Annotated in this window: 16 protein-coding genes and 2 pseudogenes; 6 read left to right on the forward strand and 12 right to left on the reverse strand. The window is 69.1% G+C overall.

Going from position 1 to position 26,290, the window contains the following annotated elements:
• Positions 1 to 218 precede the first annotated feature (218 nt).
• A complete protein-coding gene (locus tag ACFVVO_RS37205) occupies positions 219 to 527 on the forward strand; it encodes a transposase (RefSeq protein WP_390061141.1) in 309 nt (102 codons plus the stop codon).
• Positions 524 to 1,003, forward strand: a complete 480-nt coding sequence (locus ACFVVO_RS37210; RefSeq protein ID WP_390061143.1) for a hypothetical protein — start codon at positions 524 to 526, stop codon at positions 1,001 to 1,003. Before ACFVVO_RS37205 ends, ACFVVO_RS37210 begins: the two co-directional genes overlap by 4 nt.
• A gap of 405 nt (positions 1,004 to 1,408) precedes the next feature.
• On the opposite strand, the gene ACFVVO_RS37215 is transcribed toward ACFVVO_RS37210, so the two are convergent.
• The 4 genes and pseudogenes from ACFVVO_RS37215 to ACFVVO_RS37230 all read right to left on the reverse strand — a co-directional run bounded on the left by ACFVVO_RS37215 (position 1,409) and on the right by ACFVVO_RS37230 (position 12,840).
• Positions 1,409 to 1,510, reverse strand: coding sequence for a transposase family protein (locus tag ACFVVO_RS37215; protein ID WP_390061144.1), 102 nt, complete (start codon positions 1,508 to 1,510; stop codon positions 1,409 to 1,411).
• 503 nt (positions 1,511 to 2,013) lie between these two features.
• Positions 2,014 to 3,252 (reverse strand): annotated as a pseudogene (locus ACFVVO_RS37220) (IS4 family transposase).
• A 229-nt stretch (positions 3,253 to 3,481) separates the two neighbouring features.
• Positions 3,482 to 9,343 carry a toxin TcdB middle/N-terminal domain-containing protein gene (locus tag ACFVVO_RS37225; RefSeq protein ID WP_390061146.1) on the reverse strand — a complete coding sequence of 1,954 codons (5,862 nt, stop codon included), beginning with the start codon at positions 9,341 to 9,343 and terminating at the stop codon, positions 3,482 to 3,484.
• On the reverse strand, positions 9,340 to 12,840 hold the full coding sequence (locus ACFVVO_RS37230; RefSeq protein WP_390061147.1) for a hypothetical protein: 3,501 nt from the start codon (positions 12,838 to 12,840) through the stop codon (positions 9,340 to 9,342). Before ACFVVO_RS37230 ends, ACFVVO_RS37225 begins: the two co-directional genes overlap by 4 nt.
• A gap of 1,025 nt (positions 12,841 to 13,865) precedes the next feature.
• Between ACFVVO_RS37230 and ACFVVO_RS37235 the strand changes: the two are divergent.
• A pseudogene (locus tag ACFVVO_RS37235) lies at positions 13,866 to 14,242 on the forward strand (fic family toxin-antitoxin system, toxin component).
• A 390-nt stretch (positions 14,243 to 14,632) separates the two neighbouring features.
• Positions 14,633 to 15,139: a 2'-5' RNA ligase family protein gene (locus tag ACFVVO_RS37240; RefSeq protein WP_390061149.1), complete on the forward strand. Its 507-nt coding sequence runs from the start codon at positions 14,633 to 14,635 to the stop codon at positions 15,137 to 15,139.
• A gap of 391 nt (positions 15,140 to 15,530) precedes the next feature.
• Here the strand turns inward: ACFVVO_RS37240 and ACFVVO_RS37245 are convergent, their stop codons facing one another.
• The 8 genes from ACFVVO_RS37245 to ACFVVO_RS37280 all read right to left on the reverse strand — a co-directional run bounded on the left by ACFVVO_RS37245 (position 15,531) and on the right by ACFVVO_RS37280 (position 23,873).
• Positions 15,531 to 16,106, reverse strand: a complete 576-nt coding sequence (locus ACFVVO_RS37245; protein WP_390061150.1) for a hypothetical protein — start codon at positions 16,104 to 16,106, stop codon at positions 15,531 to 15,533.
• 110 nt (positions 16,107 to 16,216) lie between these two features.
• On the reverse strand, positions 16,217 to 18,079 hold the full coding sequence (locus ACFVVO_RS37250) for a type IV secretory system conjugative DNA transfer family protein (protein ID WP_390061151.1): 1,863 nt from the start codon (positions 18,077 to 18,079) through the stop codon (positions 16,217 to 16,219).
• 163 nt (positions 18,080 to 18,242) lie between these two features.
• Positions 18,243 to 19,601 carry an ATP/GTP-binding protein gene (locus tag ACFVVO_RS37255; protein WP_390061153.1) on the reverse strand — a complete coding sequence of 453 codons (1,359 nt, stop codon included), beginning with the start codon at positions 19,599 to 19,601 and terminating at the stop codon, positions 18,243 to 18,245.
• 6 nt (positions 19,602 to 19,607) lie between these two features.
• Complete coding sequence (locus ACFVVO_RS37260) at positions 19,608 to 21,098, reverse strand: SCO6880 family protein (protein ID WP_390061154.1); 1,491 nt, start codon at positions 21,096 to 21,098, stop codon at positions 19,608 to 19,610.
• A gap of 46 nt (positions 21,099 to 21,144) precedes the next feature.
• On the reverse strand, positions 21,145 to 22,407 hold the full coding sequence (locus ACFVVO_RS37265; protein WP_390061155.1) for a hypothetical protein: 1,263 nt from the start codon (positions 22,405 to 22,407) through the stop codon (positions 21,145 to 21,147).
• Positions 22,408 to 22,409: 2 nt separating this feature from the next.
• Positions 22,410 to 22,781 (reverse strand): hypothetical protein, encoded by a 372-nt coding sequence (locus ACFVVO_RS37270; RefSeq protein ID WP_390061156.1) that lies wholly within the window; start codon positions 22,779 to 22,781, stop codon positions 22,410 to 22,412.
• Positions 22,771 to 23,478, reverse strand: coding sequence for a hypothetical protein (locus ACFVVO_RS37275; protein ID WP_390061158.1), 708 nt, complete (start codon positions 23,476 to 23,478; stop codon positions 22,771 to 22,773). Before ACFVVO_RS37275 ends, ACFVVO_RS37270 begins: the two co-directional genes overlap by 11 nt.
• Before the next feature lie 92 nt (positions 23,479 to 23,570).
• Positions 23,571 to 23,873 carry a hypothetical protein gene (locus tag ACFVVO_RS37280; RefSeq protein ID WP_390061184.1) on the reverse strand — a complete coding sequence of 101 codons (303 nt, stop codon included), beginning with the start codon at positions 23,871 to 23,873 and terminating at the stop codon, positions 23,571 to 23,573.
• 383 nt (positions 23,874 to 24,256) lie between these two features.
• Between ACFVVO_RS37280 and ACFVVO_RS37285 the strand changes: the two genes are divergently transcribed.
• Both ACFVVO_RS37285 and ACFVVO_RS37290 read left to right on the forward strand, forming a co-directional pair.
• Positions 24,257 to 25,354, forward strand: coding sequence for a M23 family metallopeptidase (locus tag ACFVVO_RS37285; RefSeq protein WP_390061160.1), 1,098 nt, complete (start codon positions 24,257 to 24,259; stop codon positions 25,352 to 25,354).
• 47 nt (positions 25,355 to 25,401) lie between these two features.
• Positions 25,402 to 26,118 carry a hypothetical protein gene (locus tag ACFVVO_RS37290; RefSeq protein WP_390061162.1) on the forward strand — a complete coding sequence of 239 codons (717 nt, stop codon included), beginning with the start codon at positions 25,402 to 25,404 and terminating at the stop codon, positions 26,116 to 26,118.
• The last annotated feature ends 172 nt before the right edge of the window (positions 26,119 to 26,290 follow it).

The following is a 26,290-nucleotide window of genomic DNA, read 5'->3' on the forward strand; positions in this document are numbered from 1 at the left end:
CAAGCCGCTTGACGCGTTACCTGCGTGGGATGTCTCAGTAGCTGTTCGCGGCACCAGCTCGTCCCACGGGCCTCGGTCCCTGCGGGAGCTCGGGCATCGTCCAGGAGCGACGGGGTGCCCTCCCCTCGCCTGGAGGGGCCGTGCGACCTGGGTCTGCCGCACGATCGGGTGACATCTGAACTGGCTTGCCCTGTGAGGCGGGTGGGAAGGATGTCGCTGTGCCCAAGCCTTATCCACAAGAGTTCCGCCAGGACGTCGTGCGGGTCGCGAGGAACCGCGGCCCGGGTGTCACGGTCGAGCAGGTGGCCACCGATTTCGGGGTTCACCCGATGACTTTGTGGAAGTGGATGCGCCGGGCGGACACCGATGACGGGTCCAAGCCCGGGGTGACCAGCCAGGAGAGCGCGGAACTGCGGGAAGCGCGTCGGCGCATCAAGCTGCTGGAGCAGGAAAACGAGGTCCTGCGCCGGGCCGCGGCCTATCTGTCGCAGGCGCATCTGCCGGGAAAAGGATCTACCCGCTCGTGAAGGAGCTGGCCGTGGACGGGGTGCCCGTCACGGTGACGTGCCGGGTGCTGAAGCTCGCCAGACAGCCCTACTACCGCTGGCTCGACAAGCCGGTGGCCGACGCCGTGCTGGAGGAGTCGTATCGCGCGAACGCACTGTTCGACGCTCACCGTGACGACCCGGAATTCGGCTACCGGTTCCTGGCCGATGAAGCGCGTAGCGCCGGGGCCGTGATGGCGGACCGGACTGCATGGCGGATCTGCCGGGGCAACCGCTGGTGGAGCGTGTTCGGCAAGAAGCGCGGCAAGGGCAAGAAGGCCGGCCCGCCGGTGCACGACGACCTGGTCCGCCGTGACTTCACCGCGACCTGTGCGAACCGGTTGTGGCTCGCCGACATCACCGAGCACGCCGCCGGCGAAGGCAAGCTCTACCTCTGCGCGATCAAGGACGCCTTCAGCAACAGGATCGTGGGCTACTCCATCGACGAGCGGATGTAGTCCCGCCTGGCCGTGACCGCCCTGGACAACGCCGTGGCTCGGTGTGGAGACGTCGACGGCTGCATTCTGCACAGCGATCGCGTATCGCGGCGGGCGTGGGTGATGTCCGCGCATCCGGCGGGCCCGGCGCTCACGCGGTGCGCGGGAGCCGGTGCCGGCGGGGACTGCGTTCTGCTTGCTCTTGCCAGAGACGAACCTGTCCCGGTCCTTGCGGCCGGCGGCCGGTCGGCGGACCCGGATCTCGGTGCCGTCGACGATGCCGGTCTTCCTGCTGGCGCCGAGATGGTTGACGACGTCGGCCAGAGTCCACAGCCGAAGGCCAGGGCTGACCGTGCAGCCTCGCTCGGCGTGCAGCGGTCGTATCTCGCCGATGGCACGGGTGACGGTGGAGCGGTCCACGTCGAATCAGCAGGCGAGCACGTCGTGCGTGACTCCGTGCCGCAGGTGCACGAGGGTGGCCAGGAGCCGGTCGACGAAGACCAGCCGGTGCTTCGCTCCGGCGCCCACCGCACGCTTCCGCGGCCTGGATGCAAGCTTGGCCTGGTGCCGTTCATGCCACAACGGGCCTAACTCAGAGACGAGTTCAGCAATCACGTCGGCCGACAGGCCCGTGATCCTCCGGTCACTGATGATCGCTGTACGAGACACGTTCCCCACCACACGACCATGATCCACGGTCAGCAACTCGACGCCTCACCGCCTACCGTGCACGAGCTCGTAAGGGCCGTCCCGTAGTGCCTAGTTACAGGTGAGATGGACTTGCCGTGGCTGGGTTGGTCATGTCGTCGGCGCTGTCCCGGATAGCCCCGCTAGCCGCAATACCGGTGATTTAGGTTGTTTTCCGGCTGGTCGAGGTGGCTCTGGTTGGCCCGACCAGTCGGACCGTCGGGGGGTGTGGCCGTGGTGGGCTGTGGTGCTCGGTTCGTTTGAGGGCCCAGTTGGACATCTTGCGTTTGATCATGCGGGGGTTGGAGCGCAACCGCCGTGCGGGCAGCAGCCGTTCGGTGATCTCACGCAGGCTTTGGGTGATGGACCGGGCCAGTCGGGAGGGGGGAAAGCGCCGCCTGCCCGGTGACGTGGCGGCGAACGACGCGAAGGGTGCGGGTGAAGGAGATCCGGTCGGGATTGCCCGGCCCTGAGGGCAGCCTGGTGCATCAGGTCCCGCAGCGCGTGGTGGACCAGCAGAAACGCGAAGATCTCCTGTTCGACGCCGTGTGGGTGCTGGGAACGCAGCACCAGCCCCGGGACGCCCTGGTGGTTCTTGATCTCGTCCAGGGTGCTCTCGATCTCCCACCGCTGGGCATGGAGGGCGGCAAGCTCCTCGGCCGGTGCCTGCTCGGGGTCGAGGATGGTGGTGATCAGCCGGTAGACGGTGCCGTCACCGCCGCGTGGGCCGAAGGTGTACTCGATCACCCGCACCCGCTCGGGGTCCGCGCGCCGGTAGTGGTCCCGCGCGGCGACGATCTGCGACAGGTGGGAGCCGTCGGCGAGGGTCTGAAGGACCGGCAGCACCACGGTGCTGCGGACTCGCCACAGCAGGTCCGCGCCGCCCGCCTTCGCCGCCCGCCACAGGTCGAGACCGCAAAAGCCCCGGTCGGCGAGCACGAGCATGCCCTTCGTCAGCGCGGGGAACAGCCGCTGAGCCAGAGCGGTCTCGTGGACCCCCAGTGGTCCGACCTCGGCCGCGAACACGGCATGGGTGCCGCACTCGGCCAGGGCCGCCACCCTCGCCTGCGGATACGCACTGCGGCCCTGCCCACGACTGGTACCGGGACGACCGAAGAACTGAGCGTTCGCCGCGGTGTCCGGAACATCGAAGACCGTGCCGTCCACCGCGACCAACCGCCACCGCCGATACCAGGCACCCTGCGTCCGCGCGACCGCCACCGGCCGGCACACCCGGGCGAACAGGGCCCGCAACGGCTCCGGCCCAAGCCGCAACCGGGCCCGCCCGATCGCCGCCGTCGTGGGCACCCGCCAGGCGGTCGCCCACCGGCCCTCGCGCTCCAGCCCCTGAACCAGAAGCCGGGCCACCTCTTCATAGCCCTGCCCGAAGAACAGACACATCGCCAGGACAAAGTAGACCACCACCCGTGCCGGCAGCAGCCGCGTCCGCTGCTCGACCCTGCCGCACCCGGCGACCACCTCATCGACCAGCTCCGGCGGAAACGCCCGCGTCAGCACCCCAACGCGATCCGATCCGAGAACCGACCAACCCCCGACGACTTCACCTGACCCGGCCTTGGCACAACCCATCCAACGACCAGACCCCAACAAAGTCGGTATTGCCGCTAGCCGACTTCTGGCCGCTCTACTTGGGGCCTGCCTCACAAAGTACGAGCGGCACGGGTTCACACTCGAGACCGAGGATCCGGTGGACGTGTTCATGGTGCGCGAACCGGAGGCCGATCGGCGTCGGCGGTCCACGAGATAACGCGTGGACCGCCCGCCGAAGATGTTCGACCGCGCTTCCCGGATTCAGAACGTGCCGCTGACCGAGATCTTGGCGCTCTTCTCCTTGAGGAGGTCGATGACGTCGTCGACCAGGTCGAAGGCGAACAGGACCGCCACCGATTCGATGAGCAGGGTCCCGGCGACGGGGTTGAAGACGAAGGTCTGCAACACGTTGAAGCCGGTGGGTGCGCCGAAGTTGAGTGCGGTGCCCGCGAGGCTGGTGGCGGCGCTCGCCGCTCCTTGGCCGATGGCGGTGGAGGCGCCGGCGCCGGTGTTCGCCGCCTGTCCTGCCGCCTTGGCGCCTTCGGCGAGCGCGTGTCGGGTCTCGGCGCCGGTGGGGAACCGGGGATCGATGTTCCCGGTGCCGAACCAGCCCTGGGCGAATCCGTAGCTCGCCGCCCCGAACACCAGGCCGGTGACGAATCCCGCCAGCGCCGACTGCCAGGTTTTCTCCCAGATCTGGCCGAGCGAGCCCGTGCCGCCGGCGAACCCGGCCGCGAACCCGGTGCTGGCACCGAGCAGCGCCCCGCTGACCGCCCCGGAGAGCAGGAACGTGGCCAGGGACTTGGCGCCGAGCGCGGCCGCGAAACCGGCCCCGGCCAGTGCGCCGCCCAGCGCCGCGGCTCCGGCCAGCGCCGCCCCGAGCAGGATGCCGAGCACGATGTCGCCGCCGGCCTGTGCTGCGGCGATGCCACCGACCGCGCCGCCGACCGCCATCGCGGCGAAGACCCCGATCATGGCGCCCAGGGTGATCAGTCCGGCCCCGAAGGTGACGACGGTCAGTACGACGACGGCCACGACCGCCACGATCGCCAGGGCGATCTGCCACCAGGCGCGGCCCGTGGGATCCCGCAGGGTGACGGGGTCGTTCGCGGCGTAGGCGTAGCGGTTGAGGCCCACCGGCTGCCACAGGTCCGTGGCGACGGTGTCGGGAACGAGATAGCGGCCCAGCACAGGGTCGTAGGGCCGCTTCGGGGACAGGTACAGGCTCACCTCTTCGAGCAGCTCGTACCCGTCGTAGGTGTCTCGCGGCCGGTCTCCGGGCTGCAGGGAGAGGATCCGGCCGAACGGGTCGTACGCGATGCGCTGGAGGACCGTGCCCATGCCCGTGGTCATGAGGCGGACCGAGCCCCGGTGGTCGGTGTGCCAGCGGGTGAGTGACCTGCCCGGGACGAACTGCCCGATCCGGCTACGGCCGTCCGTCACGATGCACAGCAACTGCCCATCGTGCAGTTCGACCAGTTCGTCGAGGAGCACCGTCCGCAGGGTACGGCCCGCTGTCTTGATCTCGCGCACGGCCCGTTCGTCGAAGGCCCCGTACGACACCTGGGCGCCCACCGCTCCGGTGATCTCGACGAGACGGTCGCGTCCGTCATAGCTGAGCGTTCCGGCGCGGCTGCTGGTCTGGCGGCCGGCCGCGTCGTAGTCGTACTGCTGCGATCCCGCCGTGGTGACGCACACTGGTGGGGCGCCGCGCTCGCCGTAGAGGAAGGTGCCCACGTCGGTACGGGAGAGGATGTTGCCCGCCGGGTCGTAGGCGAAGTCGAGGGTAGGGCCGGACGCGGGCTGGGCACGGGTCAGTTGGTACAGGTCGTCGTGGCTGTACGTCCACGTGTCGGCGGGCGTCGCTCCGGACACCGTCAGGACGTGCCCGGCCCGGTCGCGGGTGAGCGTCTCCTGGTCGAGGAGCCGTCCGGCCGCGTCCGTCACCTCGCTTGCGATGAGCCGGGACAGCACGTCGTACCGCTGTGTGGTGCGGACTCCGCCGGTGTAGACGGTCCTCACCGGTCGGCCGGCCGGATCATAGTCGATCGAGTCGACCACTCCGGGAATGGCGCTCAGCAGTCCTCGTGGGCCGTACCGGTAGGTCAGGACCGGGCCGGGGGTGTCGGGGGTGGCCCCGGGGTATTCGATGGAGCACACGCGGCCCAGCCGGTCCGTGCGGCGCCGGAGCGCATGTACGGTCCCGTCGGTCAGTTTCACCCGGCGCAGTTCGACCTCACCGCGCACGTCGTAGTCGAAGGTGAGAGTGCCGCGTACGTCGTCGACCGAGGCGAGGCGGCCGATGCGACGTCCCGGGGCCACGCCGTCGACGACGTCGGCCTGGTCGAGATAGTGGTAGACGACGTCGGGTTGTCCGTCCTGAGTGCTGCGGACCATCCGGTTGAGCTCGTCGAACCGGTATCCGGCGTGCTGGCCCACGGCGTTGCGCCGGTCCACCAGATTGCCCGCCGCGTCATGGACGAAGAGGACCGTGCCGGTCGCCGGGTCGTCCACCCGGATCCTCCGGCCCATCAGATCGTAGGTGACGGCGGTGACCCTGCCGTTGGCGTCCGTGATCTCCACAGGCTGATCACGCAGGTCGTACCGGTAGCGGGTGACGACCTCGGTGGTGCCGGACCGGGACACCACCCGGCCGACCCGGCCGGCCGCGTCGAGGTGATAGCTGGTCGGTGTGTCCTCGTGGGCGCCGCCGGCCCGGGTGTCCTCCTCGTCCCACAGGTCGGACCGGCCCGGGGCGTGCGTGCCGAGCCGGAACGCGCCGTCGGGCAGGTCCACCCGCAGCGGCCGGCCGAGTGCGTCGTAGCGGGTCGCCAGATGCGCCCGCGCCTGGGTCGGGAGCTGCGGATCGGATCCCACCGGCGTCCGGTACGGCAGGTACTGACGCGCCACCAGCCCCCGGGAGTTGCGCCACACCGCATCGGTCACCAGCCAGGATCCGTCGCCGTCGAGGCGGGCCACGCCGGTCTCCCGGCCGTCGGAGTCCACCAGCCGACGGGAGGTGACCGTGTCGCCGCGGTCGGCGCGGGGGTACTCGACGGTCTCCACCGCCGCTCCGGCCGGGTCGAGCAGATACCGGTAGACGACAGTGGGCGCGTCGGACTCGTCGCCGGGACGGAACTCGGCCACCGGCCGGGCGAGGGCGTCGTAGGAGTTGCGGCGAAGCCCGCCGTTGCCATCCGTGAGGGTGGCGGGTCGCAGGGCGTAGTGGTCCACGGTGGCCTCGACGGCGTTGCCCCGGGCGTCGGTGCGGCGCACCGGGAAGAGCCGGTCGGTGTCGAGGCCCAGGGTCACCGGTGTTCCGCGGGGGTCACGGCTGACGAGGGTGCCGGGCGTTGAGCGGTCGTAGCGGCGGACGTAGACCCACCAGCCGCCCTCGTCCGTCCTGCGGTGATAGCCGAGTTCGGCTAGGTCGGGCGGGTCGCCGCCGTACACGGCGATCACCTGGTCGTCGCGCAGCACCAGCCGTTCCTCGGAGGTGACGTGACCAAGTGCCACCGAACCCTCCGGCAGGCCGGTGAAGGGCTCACCGTCGTAGCGCAGCACCCGGGCGTCCACGACCGTGCCGGTGCCGTCGGTCTGGGTGACCCGGGCCGGGCGGTCGACGAGCCAGCCGTCGGGGTTGGTGGCATAGGCGGTGGCCGTGCGCAGTTCCTGTGTTGCCGCCGGGTCGCTGGCGAGGGTGTTGCGCTGCACCTGCTCGGTGATGTTGCCGAAGTCGTCCCAGCCGAGGGTGGTGGTGACGGTGGTGCGCCAGGCAATGGCGGCACCGTCGAGGTGGTCCTCCCGCCGCTCTGTCAGCCGGGGGGAGGCGACGGTGACGCCGCCCACGTCGGCGAGGTGTGCCTGCCAGGTCTGCCGTACTTCGAACAGCGGGGGTTGGGTGTCCGGGTCGCTTCCGGCCGGGTAGCCGGCGGAGCGGATCACCCTGCCGCGCAGTACCTGGGCCACGAGCCGTTCGGCAGTGGTGGGCGGGCGGTCGGTGCGTTCGGGCGTGCGTCCCAGGTGGAACTCGGTGCGCTTGAGTAGTGCCTCGACGGTGTCGTCGCCCTCCTCCACCTCGTCGACCCGGGCGAAGCCCAGGAACCGGCGCAGCGCGGGGTCCCAGTGCCCGTTGTGGTAGGAGAACCTGCTCACGCGGGGGGCCGCGGCCGGTGCCGTCTGCGTCAGGCGGGTCACCACGGGCAGGCAGAACGGCAGTGACGTCGACCAGGGCTGGCCGCGTTCGGCGTCCCGCCGCGCCTCGGCCGGCGAGGTGCCGTAGTCGATCTCGGTGACGTGGCCGAGGCCGTCGTCGATCCGGTTCAGCAGGTAGGGCTTGGCGTTCAGGTCGACCAGGCAGGCGGTGGGACGGGTGCGGTGCCGGGTGGTCAGCAGCAGTCCGACACAGCCGGTGCCGCGCAGGTCCACCGGTTCCACCCGCTCGGCCGCGAAGCCCGGGACAGGAGCGACGGTGATCTCGGAGCCGAACGCGGCGCCGCCGAGGTTGGGCCAGATCCGCACCGCGGTGGTGTCGACGTAGACCAAGTCGGCGCAGCCGTCGCCGTCGACGTCAGTGAGTAGCAGCCGGTCCGTGCGGTAGCCGGCCGGTAGCACCGGGCTGTCGGCCATGGTGCGGGCCGGCCCCCATCGGCCGTTGCCCAGGTTGGGCCAGTACCGCACCCGCCCACTGCGTACCTCGACCAGGGCGGCCAGACCGTCGCCGGTCATCGGGGCGACGTGGATGTCGGGCGAGCGGAGGTCGACGTCGGAGAGCGGATCGGTACTGCCGATCACCCTGCGTTCCACGCGCCGCCAGTCCTCGGCGCCGCCGGCCGTGGACACTGTGGCCAACACGCCGTCGGCGAGCCTGAACAGGTCGGCCGCGCCGTCTCCGTCGAGGTCGAGCAGGCGTACGTCGGAGTCCCAGGGCGTGAACGTGGGCGCGTAGGCGCTCACCACCGGAGCGCCGACCACACCTGTGCCGTCCATCGGGTAGCGGTGCCTGAGCCCCCGGCCGACCGTAACCAGGTCGACGCGACCGCGCCCGCTCAGATCGGCCGCGAAGACGGTGGCGCCGGGCGGAGCACCGGGCAGCCCGGTGCGGGCCAGGCGGCGCGGAGGGGCGAAGGCCAGTCCGCCGCGGTTGCGGGTCACGGTCGGCGTCGGGCCGAGCGCGACCGCGTCGGGCAGCCCGTCCCCGCTCAGGTCGGCGACCGTGCCCTGCGGTGCCGCCAAGACCCGGGCGACGTCAGGGCTGACCGCCTGCACGGCGAACCCGCCCCCGGTGGTGTAGCCGAACGCGAGCCGCGGGAACGTGGCCGTGCCGCCGTCCGCGGTGTGCCCTGAAAGGGTCACCCCCGCGAGCAGACTGTGCCCGGTCGGTCGGCCCGCAGCGTAATCGAGGGTATACCGGCGCAGCAGGCTCGGGGCCTGCGATGGGGCGTGCAGTTCGATCGATGTGCACCGCCAGGTGGTGGTCAAGGGGAATCCGGAACGGCCGTCGAAAATGGGGTCGGGCCGGGACTCGTAGTGCATTTCGAGCCGGTACCTCGCCCAAGACACCGACTCCGGCAGCCCGTCCGCGGTCCAGGTGTGGACGATTTCGTCGCCGGACGGCCGGATCGAACGTTCCAGCAGCCAGGCGAACACCCGGCCCGGGTCGGCCGGATCGGCGATCCGGGCGGTGGCCGTAGTGCCGACCAGGTGGCGTGTACCGGAGCGGTCGGCGAGTTCGAAGCCGTCGCCCTGCCGCCGGATCCGCCAGCCCAGCCCGTCGGTCTCCGGCACGAGTTGGCCCGCACCCCCCGGCACCTCGACCAGGGGTCCGGCGCCAGGGAGGACCAGCGGATCCTTTCCGTCGTACCGCGGCAGCCGCCCGTCACAGGACAGTTCGACCCGTAGGACAGGCAGCGACCAGCCGAACCCAAACGGCCCGTCGCCGAAGCCCGTGGCGTACTGGAGGGTCAGCTTGGGAGTGTGGCCGTCGACGCCCTGCGGGAGGTCCAGCGGGACGGCGTAGCCTCCGCCGCCGGTGTTGAGGTCGGGGGTGAAAGCGCCACCCAGCCCGCCCACGGCGCCACCGCCCTTGGGCAGGCTGAGCACGTCCGGAGTGGTGCCGTTCACGCCGCACCTCGCTGGGTGTAGCCGTACTCCACGAAGAGCAGGACGTCGTACACGGTGGCGCGGTCGGGGCCGTCCGCGGGGGTGGCCAACTGCCAGTCGCCCAGCACTGCAGCGCCCCGCAGTGCGGCCAGGGACGGTGTGGTCGAGGGCACCCGCCCGGTGCCGTCGGGAGAGACATCGGCGGTGGCGCCGCCCGGTGCGGTGATCGTCAGGGGTACGGCCGGGGCCGGGCCGTCGGTGCCGAGCAGCTGCAGCGACACCGAGCGCACGACGGGGGCGAGATGCTGGTGCGGCAGGTACTCGGGTCCGACGAGCAGGGTGGCCGTGCCTTGGCTGCGCCACAAGAAGAACCGGTCCGGGAAGTCGCTGCCGAGGCTGAAGGACGTGCTCGCACGCAGCGCCTCCGCAGGCAGCGGAATCGCAGCGACCGTCTCGGCGAGGGATCGGTCGAACTGCGCCTCGAAGTGGAAGGTCACCTGGACGTCGACGATGAACCGGAAGTCGACGTCGTTGATGTCCGGCGGGTACCGCAGCGTCCAGCCGGAGGCCATGCCGACGCCCTCGAACACGCTGAGCAGCTCCGGGCGCGGCCGGAACAGCACGCTGTCGTCGCGGCCGTAGGAGCTGAGCAGCATCGTGTCGACGTTCTGCAGCCGCCACTTGACGGTCCCGTCGAGCGCCCGGTACTGGGAGGCTCCGCTGTTGACCAGCGTGCCGCGTAGGCCGCCCTCGGGAACCAGCCCGATCACCGCGACCTCGACAGCCTGAATGCGGTGGTTGCAGGAGCCGGGATAGTCGCGCTCCAGGTCGGACAGCAGGGTGTTGAAGGAGATCTGACCGGTGGTGCGAAAGCCGGCGAACGCGTACGGGAACTTCTCCGCCAGCGAGACGACCAAGCCGGCGCGCAGCGTCTTGTGGGAGGTGCGGGTGATCCGGTCGTAGGTGAAGTACTCGATATCGGCGAGGAGTTGGTCGGAGCCCAGGATCCCGTTGACGGCGCCGGCCGTGTAGTCGGCGCGGACCCGGTCGACGGTGGTGTCGTAGTCGAACTCGTAGGCCCGCTCCATGAGCCGGGCGATCCGGGTCGTCCAGTACAGGTAGCGCTGCGCCTGCGCCCGCATGAAGCCGGCCAGCTGCCGCCACACCTCCGGGGTGAAGAAGCCCTGTTCGAACCCGCTCGCCAGATCCTGTGCCTGCTGCCGACGCAGCCTCGCGGCCTGCGCCGCGAGGTCTGCCGCCTGCGCCCGGGCCTGCGAGAGGGCCACTTGGTCGCTCGACTGCTGGGCGGCGAGCGCGAGTTCGTCGATGTTCTGCTGCATCCGAAGCAGCTCGTAGTCGCGGTTGATCACGCCGAGCCGGTGCCGGTCCGCGGCGATGACCTCGTGGATCTGCCGTCCGTCCCCGGGGATCGGGTTGTTGAGCTCCCAGGTGTTCTGCGAGCTGTACCAGGCCGTCTGTGTCTCTAGCGCGATCTGTTCGCCGGACATCGCGGAGTAGGCGTCGCGCGCCGCCTGAGCGTGGGCCCGGCGCTGGTTGGCGAGGTCCTGCGCGGTCCGGGCGAGCTGGACCTCCTCCTGCGCGGCGGCGGCCTGCTGGTCGGCGACGGCCCGGTCGGCGGTCGCGGCCGCCACCGCCTGATGCAGCTGCAGCCGTGTCAGTTTCCCGGTGTCGTAACGCTCCATGAACTGGATGAAGTCCCGCTCTGCGGCCTGGGCCTGCTGGCCGAGGAACCGGGCTGCGTTCTGCAGGTAGTCGAAGGTGAACGGCGGCACGAAGTCCACCGGGACCCCGAACCAGTCCAGATTCCGGGCGAGTTGGGCCACCTTGGCGGCGATGTCGAGCACGACCGCGCCCAGACCGGCATCGAGGTTCCCGGGCAGTGTCTGTGTGTCGTCCAGCAGGGTGGCGACAAGGGCGCCGACCTCGGCGAGCGCGGGCATCATGTACAGGTCGGCACTGCCGCGGGTCCCGTCAGCAGCCACCACCGCACCGTAGGTGGCCAGTGCTTCGGCGAACTCACCCTGACGGTACAGCGCGTCGCCCTCGCCGAGGTAGGTGTGCGCGAGCCGCAGCCACAGCACCGGTGCCTCGAGGTGCCGGTTCAGGTACGGATACTCGGCAGCCCGGTACAGCCACAGACGGGCGTCGGCCCAGTCGCCGAGCCCCGCGTACGCCTCCGCGAGGCCGACCGGGATCACGTAGTAGAACAGATGGGCGAGCTGGACGGACAGGTCGACGGCGGTCAGGACCGACCAGCGCAGCTCCACATGTGTCTTCGCGTCGGGCCGGATCCGGTACGCGGCCGACAGGAGTTCCTCGACCGACGGCGCGGCGGCCCGCCGCCAGCCGACGGTCCTGATCTCTGAGCCTATTGCGAACCCCGCCGTGTAGCGAACCTCGCGGTCGTCGTTTTCCAGGGTGCCCACGAGGGGGTCGCTGCGCCATGCCGTGCGGATCAGCGGGTCGCGGACGATGAGCCGGATGCCCTGGCCCAGCGCCTTCTGGACGTCGGCGCTGACGGCCCGGGCGCCGCCGTCGACCCCGTCCGTCAGCAGCCCGCCGACGCTGATGCCGACACCGACACCGACACCAGTGACGGCATAGTCCATTGCACCGTCCAGGAGACCGGCCACGCCCTTGCTGTTCGTCTGACCGGCGGTGCCCAGTCGGCCCAGCGACCGCATGACGCCCAGGGCTTGCCCCACCGGGCCCGCTGCCCTCCCGGACGCCGCGTCGGTCTGCTTGAGCACCTCATCGGTCTTGGCGGCCGCACCGGTTGTCGCCACGACGACCGCCAGATTGTGCATGGCCTGCGCGGAACCGAGCGTGTCCCCGGCGTCACGGAATCCGTCACCCGCGGCGTTCAAGAGCTCCAGGGCCTGATCGCTCAGGCCCGCCTGGGCGGCCGCGGCTCCTGCGTTGAGCAGGAGGCTCGCCCGGGCGACCCTGTCGTCCTTGGCCTGGTCGGCCGCCACCGACAGCCTCTTGGCCGCAAGGTCGTACTCGCCCCTGTCGAAGGCCACCATGCCCAGCGTGGCCATGTCGGTGAACGGCGAGTCCCCGTCCGTATCGGGCCGGGGCAGCGCCTTGGCGGCTTCCCCGTAGCCGCCCAGCGTGGTCCGGTCGATGTCCGCCTGGATGACGGGCGGATCGGGCTTGCGAGGTACCAGGTCGCCCAGCAATACCGTGCCGGCTCGGACGACTTCCTCCAGATGCGCAATGTCGTGCGGAGCACCGAAGCGAGGGTCGACGGCCGCCGCCTGCGCCGACCCACCGTTGCTGAGGAGACGGAATATGCGGTTGCGCAGGGACTGGTAGGCCTGGACGGCCCCAACGTAGTCCCCTGCCTGCATCAGCTGATGAGCGGCGTCCAGTCCTGCCTTGATCTCGTCGAGCACGGCGGTGCGCGGTGACCCCGGGGCCATCGTCGCCTCTCCTGCCGAGGCTGCGACCAGTGGGTGGGCGGAGTACAGAAGGACAGCGGTGTCTGGGCTCATGGTCCCTCCTCGCGCCGAGACAGTGGGGTGTTCGGCGGGTGGATGCGGATGGTGAAGGGCTGCCCGGGTACGTGGAACCTCCCGCCTGCGGGCTGGGCCTGTCAATGCAACTCCTCGGCAATGGCGTGCGAAAGGACCCGAATGTCTAGCCTCGGTCCGCCGCGTCGCGTACCCCGCTCGAGTCGCAAACTCGTTTGTTGCTACCGGCAGTTGGACACTCGTCCGAAGCTGGTGCGCCGACCGCTCCGGGGGCGGTCCGAGCGGTACCCGGTGGCGCCCCGGGCCAAATTGCCGATGCCGTCCGGGCCATGTCCGCGCCGACGGCTGACGGGTGGGTCAGGGGCAGTCGTATGTGAGGCGGGTGGTCACGGCGCGGTGGGTGGGAGTGGGGATGTACAGTTCGGCTCGTGCCCTGTAGTGGCCCTTGCCCCGAAAGGTGCCCAGGAGGTGCAGCTGTCCTGCCTTTGGCCCCGGGTCACCGTTTCCCGCAGGACGGCCGAGGCGGTGCCGTCGCTTCGGCTCCCTTGGGAGGAGAGCGTGCCCGGTCGGCCGTTTGTGGTGACCAGGCCGGTGCCGGCCCAGGCGTAATCGGCGCCCCACAGCAGCCTGCCCGCGTTGCCCTGAGCGCAGGATTAGAGGTGTCCGTGCTTGAACAGCCTCCGGTCAGGGAGTCGGGGTGTCGGGCGAAGGGGCCGTCGTGGTAGCCCGGTTTGCGGTCGGGGTGCAGGTCAGCAGCGTTGGTCACGCGGGTCGTCATGCCGCTCGGCCGCCTGCCAGTTGGGACCAGTGCCACTGCTCGACTTCGCGGGACAACCCTTAGCCAGCCGGGACCGTCCTCCCCACCTCATTACTCAGCGTGCACGCACCACAGAAGTCGAGCCAGAACCACTTCACCGGGTTCCTCCGAGGATGCCCCGGCCTTCAGGCCGGGGAGGAATCGGTCTCCTGCGGAGCAGGGCAGGGATAGCCGGGTCGCAGTCAGGGCGATCCGGCGTCTACCCCGCACGGTGGCGATGTCGCCCATAATGATCAAGACTCTCAATTGTCAGCTCGATTCTGCAGGGGTCGCCGAGGCCGCCGGGGCGAACGTCCGGCCCCTGACCATTACGGCGTTCCCATCTCGGCGGTGGCCCGCCACAGGGCCGAGCTGTTCGAGCAGTCCGTTCACGACGGCCCCTACGCCAAGGCCGTTGCCCTGATACACACCCTGGGCCAGTGCCGCTGGCTGGAGCGCTCCAACATGGCTGTCGTCGCCGCTACCGGGGTCATGTACCTCGAGGCCGCCGGAATCACGGTCAAACCCGCCCGTGAGGACGCCATCGCCCTCAAGGACCTGCTCCTCGACCTCGCCTGTACCGGGAAAATCGCCGCTGTGCTGCGGACCTGGCCCACCGCAACCTGACCCCTGGAGGTCAAGCTCCGTTTGCCCGGGCGCCGGATGGGTCCTCAGACGCCCCGACACCCTCACCGAACTGAACAGCTCCAGCTCAAGGCCGGCCGCGCCCAGCACCCCGAGTTCGACGTCCTCACCCGGCACGTCCGCTCCCTCGCGGTCATGCCCACCGAGCGTCAGGGCAAGCGCCTGCCCGACTGGATTGACGGCGTCCGGCAGGGCAACCTGCCCAGCCTCCACACAGCATCGACCACGACCACGACGCCGTCACCGCCGGGCTCACCCTGCCCTGGAACTCAGGAGGCGCGAGGACTTGTCGGCTGCCGATGCGAAATTGCCGGTAGTCACTCACGGCGATAATCGGTCGCTGCCGTCTGGGCCCACTGGTACATGTGGGCGATGGCAGGCGACGGCTCCAGCGAATTTCAGGCAGGGCAGTCGGGACTGATCGTGAAAGTCCCTGAGGCGGAACCTGCTGTTCAAGCATGGCGTGGCCGGCTGGACCCCTCGGCTCGTGCGGGAGTCCCGGCTCACGTCACCGTGCTCTTCCCGTTCCTTGACGAGAGCCGTATAGACAGCGACACCTGTGCAGCCATCAGTGAGGTGATCGGGCGTCACAAGGCCTTCGAAGCCCGGTTCGAGCACTGCGGGCGGTTCCCTGGGGTTCTGTATCTCGCCCCCGAACCGGACGCATCGTTCCGCCGGCTCACGGAGGCGATTGCGGACCGGTGGCCGGAGACCCCGCCGTTCGGCGGGCAGTTCATCGACGTCGTCCCGCATCTGACCATCGCCCAGGGACAAGGGGATGCAGTCCTGGAGGAGGCCGAGGCCGACCTGCACGGCCGGCTTCCCGTTATTGCGCGCGTATCGTCGGTCGATCTCATGGTCCACGACGGATCGCGGTAGCAGCAGCGGGCGTCGTTCGCGCTCGGTTAACTCCGCTGCTGGCCGCCGGTCAGCCGCTGTGAGCAGCGCTTCTGCCCGTGGCGCCAGCGGAACGTCCGCCACGGAGTCGAGGTCTCCAGGTCATATCGATGCGCGCATGAGGCCAAGTCGACGACACGATCGCACCATCAACACGGCGCATGCTCACTGAGACAGATGGCGGCACCAGACATGCGACTCCCGAGGGCGCGTGTGCGGTGGGCCGACGACTCACCCCGACGGCCCCTGGGAAGCACTGGGCCAGTACAGAGGGGCACTGAAATTGCACGGGCCCAGGCGAACCAACGGACGCCCGTTCGTTGCACTTCCGTGGCCCATGGGCCAGACAGGGGTCACGGAAAATGAGAAGAGGTCACTCATTCTGAGACGCTCCACGCACGCCGGGTGGCCCGGCCTCGATGATCTTCTTGCGGTAGGCGGGGTCGGTGTCCCAAACAGTGCGCGACTTGGCTTGGTGATATCCGTTGGTGCACTCGCCGAGCCACGAGCGCCCGATCCGTTCGATACCGCGGGACCAGGCGTCGTGCCACAGATAGGGGCCGGCCGCCGCGTCCTCCTCGTTGCCGTAAGCCGACTCCCAGCCAGTCCACAGCGCGGTCAGTTCGGCCACCACGGCTCCGTGCTCCCACCAGCAGGCATGGGGAAGCTGCTCGGTGGTCAGCTCGTAGGTGTCGGCCATGCGGATCACCCACGCGGTGAACTCGCCCCACAGCTCTGCGCGTTCCTCCTCCTTGACCTTGTGCCACACGACGGGAGCGCCACGGACGCGGCCGCTGTCACTCCCGCCTTCCTCGCCGGAGCCACCTGTCTTCGCCGCACCTCGCACCGCTCCAGCGTCCTCAAGCCGAGCCAGGCGCGCGGCGAATCCGGTGAGCTCGCCGTTGATGGACTCCAGCGCGTCGAAGAGTGGGCCGAGTGGATCAGGCATGCGACGCCGCCTTTCGCGACCGGCGAAGGCGTCCCCCGCGTACCGCCACGGCGGTGGCCGGAGCGTTCACCAACCCGGGCAACCGGGGGAGGACCTGCGCTATGGACCACTCAGTGGCTGGCGGCATGGCTGTTCACCTTCTTCAGTGCTTCCTTGGTGGCCTCACTGATCTCCTTGGCGCGCGGGCCTTCGTGGATCCGCTCGAACTTGACCCGCGTGACGGGGGTACGGCGGTGCACGACCAGGCCCTCGCGTTCCTTGATCTGCCGGATGTCCCCGGGCTCGAGCACGGCCCGGCGCCGGGTGGAGATGCTGATGGAGGCGCGGTCTCCGTCGTCGCTCACCGACTCGGTGTCTTCTTCGAACTCGCCGGCGAGCTGGGAGTACGTCTTGAGCTCCTGCTCGTCCGAGACACCGCCCAAGATCACCTTGATGGTCGCAGCCGCGAACATCTTCCTTACGCCCAGCTCCCCCCACCTCTCGTGCGCCTGGGCCAAGTTCTGCAACACGGCGACCATGAAGATGTTCTGCGATCCGGAGACCGACATCAGGCTGGGGATCTGCGGCAGCGGAGCCACGTTGGCAAGCTCGTCGCCCAGCAGAGCGAACGGCGGGTCGAGGCGGCCGTTGGGCATCCGGGCCGCGATCACCTTAGCGGTGTCGAGGATGGCCCGCGAGAACGCCGCCAGGACGGGCGCCAGGCTGGAGCCCTCGTCTTCCTCGCCGATGAGGAAGACGGTGCCGCCCTCGGTGAGCCACTTCGCGATGGAGAAGTTTTTCTCGTCGCGGGCGGACTTGCCGAAGATCGCCGCGACCTTGTGGTCGTACAGGGCGAGGACGGACTGCTCGGCAGTGCGCCAGCTCGCCGAGCGCTCCTCGGGCGCCGCGGCGTGCTGGGCAGCCAGGGCGCGGGCGAGGTTCGCCTGGCCGTGGGCGGCCAGGATGTCGACCGGCTGCCGTTCCGTGGGGGCGGTTGCCCAGCGCAGGATGTCCATTCCGCTCAGGCCCTCGAGCGCGGCGGCGTGCAGCCAGCACGTCATGAGCATCTGGGCGTTCATGACGAAGTACCCCCCGTTTTTCGTTCCCTCATCGGACTTGGTGGTGCCGGTGAGGGTTTCGGCGCGCTTGCGGGCGACGGTGAAGTCTTCGCAGCCGTCCACGATGCTCCACTGCAGCTGGAGCGGCCAGTTGGACAGGCCCGTCGGGTCGAGGACCATGACCGGCCCGTACTTCTCGCGGCTCTTGGCCGTCGCGTAGAGCACGTCGGTCTTGGAGGAGGTGGCCAGCACACTGCCGGGGAAGTCGAGGATCCACGGCATGATCAGCTGTGATGTCTTGCCCTCACGGGGCGGGGCCACGATCAGGACGGTTTCCTCGAACGGGATGTACAGCTTCACGCCGGTCGGGATCGCGGTGCCGCAGAACACGGCGACCTCGGTCACCGGCGCGTCGGTCACCTTCGGCGGTGCGCTGGAGCGCCAGGGCAGCGCGCGGGCGGGTGTCGTCTTGTCGAGGGAGGGCCGAGGTGCGGCCAGGCTCGGGCGCAGCGCGCCGAGCCGGGACAGAGCCTTGGCCTCGCCCATCGACTCTTCGAGCTGGCCCGTGGTGGCCAGTCCGTCGGTGCCCTCGTCACGCATCGAGAGCCAGCGCCGCCACCCGGCCCGGGCTCCCCAGCAGGTGCCGGCCGCCACGGCGAGGAAGGGCGGATAGAAGGCGAAGGGCCCGCCCACCCCGGACCCCGCCGGGTACATGTCCTGCGGTTGCAGGGGATGGGTCAGCAGGGCGGGGATGGCGGCCGCCGTCTCGTTCCACGACACCCGGGCGGGGGAGGCATGCGCGAGCAGACCGGAGACGACGGCGGCCACCCAGGCCCACAAGGTGAGGAAAACGGCAGTGATGCACAGGGCGATCCACCAGGCGTCCTTGTAGACGTGCAGGCGGTTGCCCGAGTGCGGGGTGACGACCTTGGCCACTACTGCGCACCCCCACCGATAGATGTCGAGCCGCGGTTGACCGGCCGACTGGTGGTGAGCTGCACACTCGCGACGATGCCGCGATGCGGTTGGTTTTGCTGCCGAGTGGAGGGGGGCCTGGTGTGCCGCGATGGTGCGCAGTCAGTGTGGTTGAAGGAGGCCATCAGGCGGCGCTCTTTCGCATCGAGATGAGCGGTGCCACGGGCGCCTGGCTCCCAGAGCTGGCCTCGGTCATCTTGCGGTTGGTGTTGGTCAGCTCCGACTCGGTGGCACTGCGGATGTGCTCAACCAGGTGCATCCGGTTGCCCACCTGCCACACGGCCCGGCCGGGTGAGCAGCGGCTGGCGCCGTCGACCAGCGCCTCGCGCGCCCAATCGGGTAGTTGCAGATAGTCCGCCGTGATATCGGCCTCAGCCTTGTCCATGTGGTAGAGCACCCGGGTGGCGGTCAGTTTCAAGATCGCAGCGGCTTCGGGCGCTTCCTCCACCATCAGGTCGCCGAGATGGTGCAAGATCGCCCAGAACGACAGACCGAGCCGCCGTCCGTATCGGACGAACTCCTCAAAAAGCCTGGCCACGGGCCGGTGAGACAGAATGTGCCAGGCCTCTTCGACGATCAGGGTGCGCTTGATGCTGTCACCGAGCTTGATCCACGCGTAGCGCAGCCACGGGCCGATCACACTCATCAGCAGCGGCATCGCCTCGCCTTCACGCGGCAGGCAGGTGAGGTCGAAGACGATGAGCCGCGCGTCCAGGTCGATGCCGGGCGTGGTGGGCCCGTTGAACAACCCGGCCAGATCCCGCGTCGGGCTGCACAGTTGATCCATCGCAAGGCTGGCCGGCTGACCCCACTCGACCATGTCCTCGACGCCGACCTCACGCCGGCCGAGCATGGCCGGCTCGGGGTTGGTCAGCGCATCGTGGATGTCGGACAGCACCGCCACCCGATCCTCGGCCGCAGCCCGCACCTGCGCCGCCGCGTGAGCGACCGAGAGCGAGAACTCACTCTCGCTGCTCAGCGGCCCGCCAATGATCTCCACCATCGAGCAGAGGATCTTGAACTGATACTGGGACGGAATCCGGGGATCCAGCGGATTGAGCCGCACCCCCTCGCCGTCCTCACCCCCATACACCAGGCGGATCGGGGTGACGCCCAAGGCGCGGGCGATGCCGTCCCACTCGCCCACCCCGTCCTCGCCCTGCGCGTCCAGGACGCAAAACGAGCGGTCGCGAAAGCGCAACTGCCGCAGCACATAGCACTTTTCGAGCGAGGACTTGCCGAACCCGGACTTGCCGAGCACGAGCGCGTGACCGCTGGGGAGCCGTTCGCGAGCGGAGGGGTCGTAGAGGATGAACGGGTCGTAGATGTAGGCCTTGCCGGAGTAGATCTCCCGGCCGATGATCACCCCTCGGGGGTCCGAGGAGGGGGCGCCGACCGCCGGGTAGAGGCCGGACGCGGTGGCGGTGGTGGTACGCAGAGCGCGCCGTCTGGTCTGGGACTGACGGCGAATGAGTTCAAGCATGGCGCCTCAGTCCTTCAGCAGTCCGGTGACCATGGGCAAGGTGTTGGTGAAGGCGCGGTACTGCTCGGAGTCGCACCACTCCAACGCCAGCTGGCTCTTGACCGCGGCTGCCCGCACCGTGTTGCGGTGCTGCACGAGCAGCTCGGGATCCGGCGCGGTGACAGTGACCCATCCGGTCAACCTCACACCGGCCGCGCCGTTGGCGAGGTCGTGCATGGTGGAGGCGGAGGCTCCCAGCTCGCGCTCCTCGCGCGGGTCGGTGATCTTTCCTGGGTGGGTGTCGGCCTGACCGGCCTCGTTGGTGACGTCCGCCATGGCGTCCTCGAGGGCCTTGTCGGTGGGCAGCAGCCGCATCGTCACCCCGACCGTCAGGATGACGTCGGAGACGTAGAGCAGCAGCGGTGCCATGAAGTTGACGCCCACCGGCAATACGGGGAACTGCTTGATCCAGGCGGTAGCGGTGTACCAGGGATCGGCGCCCTCCCAGCTGCGGGCCGCCATGCGGGTGGGTTCCCGGGCGTCCATCTCGGCGGGCCAGCACGTCGCGCGGTCCATGCCCCGGGTGTCGTTGATCCAGTGGTCGGGTGCGTAGGCGTGGTGGATCAGCGAGGCGAGCGCGGGCTCGTCGAGGTTGCGCACCCAGCGCAGCTGGGCGCCGCCCAGACCGCGAATGAACTGCTCGATCTCCTTGCCGAGCACCTCGCCGTATCCGTCGTGCAGGGTCTTGTAGGTGAGGGCCTCAGCTGACAGCTCCTGGGCATAGGGGATGCCCAGCACTAGGAAGAGCCGCCGGTCCTCGGAATAGACCGAGACCATGTCGACCAACTGGTCGTAGGAGTCGCTCAGCCAGGCGGGTGCGGCCGGGTCCCGACGCGCCGCGGCATCGTGGGCGTGCGCGTTGGGGTCGGTGGGCAGTAGCCGGGCCAGCCACTGCACGTACTGGATGCGACCGCCGGACTCCGCGGTCTCCTTGAGAAGGTACTCGTACGCGGAGATCAGCGCTTCCTTGTCCGCGCTGTCCAATCCGCCGAAGTTCTTGGCACCCTCGACCTCGATGCAGGCCACGAACATGGACTCGGAGGGCTGTAGCAGGACGGCGATGTCCCCGTACGCGGTCTTCGCTCTGATCCATTCCAGGGACTCCGGTACACCCACCGGCTGGGCCACCGGCACCGGTGTGCCGTCCCGGCGCCGCCCGGCGAGCGGGGCCGTCGACGTGTACAGGAGCTTGCCGTCACGCAGCAGCCGGCGGTGGGAGCGGCGGATCTCGTACCAGCGCAGGAACGTGCGGCCCCTGTAGGGGACCACCGTGACGTAGATGCACGTTCCGGCGGCCCCAAGAGCCCCCAGGACCTTCAGGGGGATCCCGGGCAGGCCGGCCAGCAAGCCGACGGCCAGGACGATCCCGGCGAGCAGCACCAGCTGCTCGTCCATTTCGAAGCGACGCCCCAGCAGACCGCGCGGCCGCGGGCGGGGGAAGCTGAAGACGCGGTCCATCGGCGCTCCTTTCTCAAAGCGTGAAGGCGGGAAGAAACAGCTGCCGCTAGCTCGCGGGCGGCGCAGGCGGCGGGGGAGAAGGGGCGGGGGCCGGGGGCGGCTGGCCGCCCTGCCTGGGCGGGGGCGGGGGAGCGCCCCTCGATCGGGATCCGGGAGCGCTGGGGCGCGGGGGCGGAACGGGTGCCGGTCGGCGGGTTCCGCTGCCCTCACCGCCGCCGGAGCCGCCGCGGCCCCCACCATGCAGGCTGCCGCCCGGCCCACCGGGGCTCTTGCCCTTGCTGGGGCTGCCGCCCTGTTGGCCTCCGCCTTCGCCGTCTTCTCCGGAGGCGTTGTTGACGCCGTCCTTAGCGGCCTGGATGGTCTGATCTCGCAGCTGGTCGCCGACTTCCTTGACAGCCATTGCGGCGGCGGCAGGCGGAGCGGCCTTGCTCGCCATGCCCATGGCGCCGCCACCGGCGCCGCTTCCACCGCTTCCGCTTCCGCCTCCAGCCGGGTTCTTGGAGGCGGCCTGTGCCTTCATGTCGTCGTGCTTCTGCCTCACGGCCCGCGCGCGCTGGCCCGCCTCGTCCTTGACCTGGGCCATGGCCTGGATCTCATCCCCGAAGGGCGGCAGCCACTTCGCCACCTGGAACGGCATGAACAGGGCGATGAACAGCAGGGCCGTGAACGTGATGCAGGTACCGATGGCCTGCGTCCACGTCATGCGGTGGCCGCTGTCGCCGACGCCGCCCAGGAGGGCACCGGCCAGTGCGAGGGCGAGGAAGATGCCCAGTTTGCTGGCGATGACGCCGGCCATGACCCCGACCCACTTGCGGGTATGGCCCCACAAGTCCTTGTCGACCAGACCGGAGAAGACCAGCGGTCCGAAGATCAGCCCGAGCAGGATGAGCGCATTGCGCACGACCAGCATCACCCACAGGCCGAACACCGCGAAGAGGATCATCAGGGCGATCGGGATGGCGATGACCATGCCGACCCCAGGCGCGAGAACGGAGATGGCGCTCAGCGCGGTGAAGACGGCCAGCCCGCCGACGAACACCTCGTCGATGTAGTCCCCGAGGATGGCCTCTGCCCCGCTGTCCATGAAACCGACTGCGTACGCCACGGCCAGCGGCATGAAAGCCGCCACGGCCACGGACATCAGCAGGTAGCCGACATTCTCCATGGCGGCCTGGGCGATCGACACACCCCGCACCACCCGCTTCACCACCGATATCAGCCACTGCACCATCGTGAACACGGCGGCAAGAGCGAAGACGAGACCGTACAGGCGCAAGAAGCCGGGGTTTCCCCAGTCGATTTCCATCATGACTAGTTCCCCTTGCCGTTCTTGGGGGACGACGGCTTCTTGCCGGTGAGTTCTTCACCGAACGCGGAGAACATGCCCTTCGTCCCGGACCGTAGCTTCTGCTCCAGGTAGCCGAGCGGGTCAGTGGCGAAATCGATGGCTCCGCTCGCAGTGTCGACGACGGTGTCAGCCCCCGACTTGTCGTACAGCCACTTGCTCCCCTTATCCGCCGTATCACAGACAAACTTCCCGCCCGGCAAATTGCACGGACTGAGCGAGCCGAGACCGTCGTCAGCCTGTGCCTTGAGGGCTGCGGGGCCGGCCACCGCAAGACAGGCAGCGAACAGGGCGGCGACCATCGACTGTGCGACGCGCCGCACGACCTCAGCCTGCATAGCGCGGTGCCTGGAATTCCTTGTTCGCCAGGCGCATCTCGTCGGTGGACGACGCCGACTGGTCGGCCGCGACCAGCGGAGTCGGGCCGTCCGCCTGGTCGATCGTCGCGACCTTCCAGTCACCGTCCTGCCACTGCAAGATCAGCGTGTAGGTCGAGTAGGTGCCAGAAACCGGCATCTTCGACTGGTCGGTGGGCACCCCGACGACCTCGCTCATCCACACCCGCACCGTGGCCGAGTCCTGAGAGAACGAACGCACGCTCGTGCCGAGGGAGGCGGCCCGCATGACCATCTCGGGCGCGCTCTGCTCACTCACGCCGAGCGCCGCCATCAGACCCTTGACCGTCTGGTCGTCCTGCGCCTGCTGACCGGCCAGCGCAGAACTCGCCATCACCGTCTTCAGCACCTGGTGACGCAGCACACGGTCGGTGAAGTACCCCGGCGAGGACCGGGCGACCTGATAGTTGACCGCGGCCGCCGCGGCGCCGTCCTTGGTCCGCGAATAGCCCACAGGGACACCGCTCTTGACGGCCCTCGCCTTGAGGCCGGGACCGCTGCCGCCGGCCTGGGAGGTGGGGGTGGAGTTGGAGGGCGTCTCGGCACTTTCCTTGCCCTGCTTGCCCGCCTTCCCGCCGAACAGGGTCAGTGCCATTCCGAGGGCCAGCACAAGTCCGAAGATGATCGCGCCGATCTTCAACCGGCGCCACGCGGACGCTACTGCGGAGCCGGGGGGCTCCGGAGCCTTGGCCGTCAGGGTCCGGGTTCCGGTCTGCTTCTGGTTGCCGGCCATCAGATTGCGAACCCGTAGACGATGCCGAAGAGAGTGGACATGGAGGCGACCGCGAACAGGCCGAGGAGGGAGCTGGCGACCATCGTCTGCCCCTTCTTCGTCTCCATCGTGTTGTGCTGCTGATTCCCGACTCGGATATGAACCGCTCCGACAATGGCGCTTCCGAGCAGGAAGAGAACGGCGCCGGCCATAACCACGCCGACGATGATCTTCACCTTGGTCCCGATGGCGCCAAAGATATTCCAGTCGGGCTTGATTCCGTTCGTGATGCCGTCAATACCGCCGTCCGCGGCGAGCTGCATCACCTGTTGTGTTACCTGCACAAATCCCTCCCAGGCCGCGAAAGCCTGCCCCAGTCCGCGTGAAGGACCCGGACAACCGGTCGTCGACAGCAAGGCATTCGCGCATCGCACCAAACGCCTCCAGCCGAATATGGAGAGGCAACTTAAACGCCTCTTCTGCAGATGCGTTGACGCACCCGCTATTCAATGCCCTAGAATCCAGCGCAAGTTGTCGATTCCCTGCTGCTTTCACTCGGCGCAGACGCTAACCGTGCATCGCACGGCTACGTAATGGCGCATTCGCAGCCCTGGGACGCCTAGCTGGTCTGGCTCACCCCATGGCACGGGAATTGCGGTTTCCGTCCCTCGTGGCGGGATGCGCATCGACGACTGGGGACCGAGAGATGAGCAAAGCCATCGGCATCGCCGGGGGTGGGATAGCGGCGATGTGCGCTGGAGCGCTCTGCCTGCCGCTGATGCTGGGCGCCGGCAAGTCGGACGACGGACCGAACTGGGAGGACTCCTGCACACCCGCGAACTCGGCGATGCAAGCGACCAGCAAGGAGCAGGAGATACTGGCTGCGGAGCCCGGGGGACAGGTCACGGTGCCCCTGAACCCTCAGGGAAAGCAGCAGAGCGTCAACTGGACGCAGGAGCAGAAGCGCAACGCCAGCGTGATCACCAACGTCGCGCGCAGTCGTGGCCTGCCACCCCGCGCCGCAGTGATCGGCGTGGCCACGGCGATCCAAGAGTCGATGCTCAAGAACATCCACCACGGAGACCACGACTCCCAAGGCCTCTTCCAACAACGCCCCTCACAAGGCTGGGGCACCCTCGCACAAGTCACCGACCCCATCCACGCATCGAACTCATTCTTCGAGCGCCTGGCCAACGTGGACAAATGGCAGACGAAACCGCTCACCCAGACCGCCCAGAACGTCCAACGCAGCGGCTTCCCCGACGCGTACGCCAAGTGGGAGAAAGCCGCAGGTGAGCTCGTCGCCAAGAGCTGGGGCAAGAAGGCCGTACTCACGACCACCTCCGGGTGCGACGCCGTCGAGAACGCCGCCCACTCCACCGATGCCAAGAACAACGGCGCCTGGGCGCTGCCCGTGGAAAACTCCCGCGTCACCACCCCCTACCGCTCCGGTGGCGGCATGTGGTCCTCCGGCCACCACACCGGCATCGACTTCCCCGTCACCACCGGCACCCGCGTCCAAGCCGTCGGCACCGGCACCGTCGTCGAAGCCGGATGGGGCGGCGCGTACGGCAACAACCTCGTCATCAAGATGAGCGACGGCAAATACACGCAATACGCACACCTCTCGAAGATCACCGTCAGCACAGGCCAAACCCTCAAGGCCCGCCAACAGATCGGTCTCTCCGGCGCCACCGGCAACGTCACAGGCCCACACCTGCACTTCGAAGCCCGCACCGGACCCGCCTACGGATCCGACATCGACCCCAGCGCCTACCTCCGCAGCCACGGCCTCTCGCTCTGACCCCTTAAGGAGGAGGGCCCGCAACACCACGCCGCGGGCCGCACACCATGAACAACACCAGCACCCGCTACCAAGTCCACATCAGCCGCGACGGCCAACTCCACATCGACAGCGAACCGCAGGCCGTCCCCGACGGAGTCGACCCCTCACAAGTCGTCATCCAGATCCTCCACATCGAAGCAGCAGGCAGCGGCCTCCCGGTCCTCGTGCAGGTCCACGACGAACGCACCAGCTCCCGGTTCGACATGCAGGTCATGCCCGACGCAACCACACAGGCCCCGGCAACCCCGGCAGCCGATGCTCCACAACCAGTGCCGGCCGCGCCTCCGCAGCAGCTGGGCAGCCTCTCCGACCGGCTCGCCGCCGCCCAGGCCGCCGGCCGCGCCCACGACTTCGACACGGCCATGCCAGCCGCTGACGAGATCCTGCAGCAGCTCACAGCGGAGCAGGGCGATACTGCGGCCGCGACCCTCGAGGCGGCACAATTCCGCGCCGACCTGGCATACCTGAGCGGAGAATACGCCTTCGCCACCGCCTCCTGGACCTGGCTCGCCCTCGCCTGGTTCGACCGGCTCGGACCGGGCAAACGGCGCACCCAGGTGGCAGCGCAGAACGCCGCCCAGGCATGGATGCAACTGCCCCCGCACGAGGCAGGGCCTCTGGCCTCCGACCTGGTCAACATGCTCCTGGAGGTGGCTGCCCCGGAGCGCACCGCAACCATGCGCGCACAGATCGCCGAGCGACTCGGACAGCCGAGCAACTAGTCACAGCGAATGCGCACCGGGTCTTGACAACCTGACAACATCAATGCGCTGCTACCCGCCGCACGGTCGCCGGAATTCTCCGCTGCACAGCAGCAGACTTTGCAGTGATCAATCCCCACCCCTGAGTCCAGTATCTGATCGGCGGATCGACTGCCGCCGCCGGAACTCTAGA

The sequence above is a fragment of the Streptomyces sp. NPDC058145 genome (assembly GCF_042884245.1).
Classification (GTDB): domain Bacteria; phylum Actinomycetota; class Actinomycetes; order Streptomycetales; family Streptomycetaceae; genus Streptomyces.

Coding starts and splice junctions, on each gene's coding strand:
- ACFVVO_RS37230 (WP_390061147.1), bottom strand. CDS start 12,840: ATGAGCCCAGACACCGCTGTCCTTCTGTACTCCGCCCACCCACTGGTC.
- ACFVVO_RS37240 (WP_390061149.1), top strand. CDS start 14,633: ATGGCAGGCGACGGCTCCAGCGAATTTCAGGCAGGGCAGTCGGGACTG.
- ACFVVO_RS37245 (WP_390061150.1), bottom strand. CDS start 16,106: ATGCCTGATCCACTCGGCCCACTCTTCGACGCGCTGGAGTCCATCAAC.
- ACFVVO_RS37255 (WP_390061153.1), bottom strand. CDS start 19,601: ATGCTTGAACTCATTCGCCGTCAGTCCCAGACCAGACGGCGCGCTCTG.
- ACFVVO_RS37260 (WP_390061154.1), bottom strand. CDS start 21,098: ATGGACCGCGTCTTCAGCTTCCCCCGCCCGCGGCCGCGCGGTCTGCTG.
- ACFVVO_RS37265 (WP_390061155.1), bottom strand. CDS start 22,407: ATGATGGAAATCGACTGGGGAAACCCCGGCTTCTTGCGCCTGTACGGT.
- ACFVVO_RS37270 (WP_390061156.1), bottom strand. CDS start 22,781: ATGCAGGCTGAGGTCGTGCGGCGCGTCGCACAGTCGATGGTCGCCGCC.
- ACFVVO_RS37280 (WP_390061184.1), bottom strand. CDS start 23,873: ATGCAGCTCGCCGCGGACGGCGGTATTGACGGCATCACGAACGGAATC.
- ACFVVO_RS37285 (WP_390061160.1), top strand. CDS start 24,257: ATGAGCAAAGCCATCGGCATCGCCGGGGGTGGGATAGCGGCGATGTGC.
- ACFVVO_RS37290 (WP_390061162.1), top strand. CDS start 25,402: ATGAACAACACCAGCACCCGCTACCAAGTCCACATCAGCCGCGACGGC.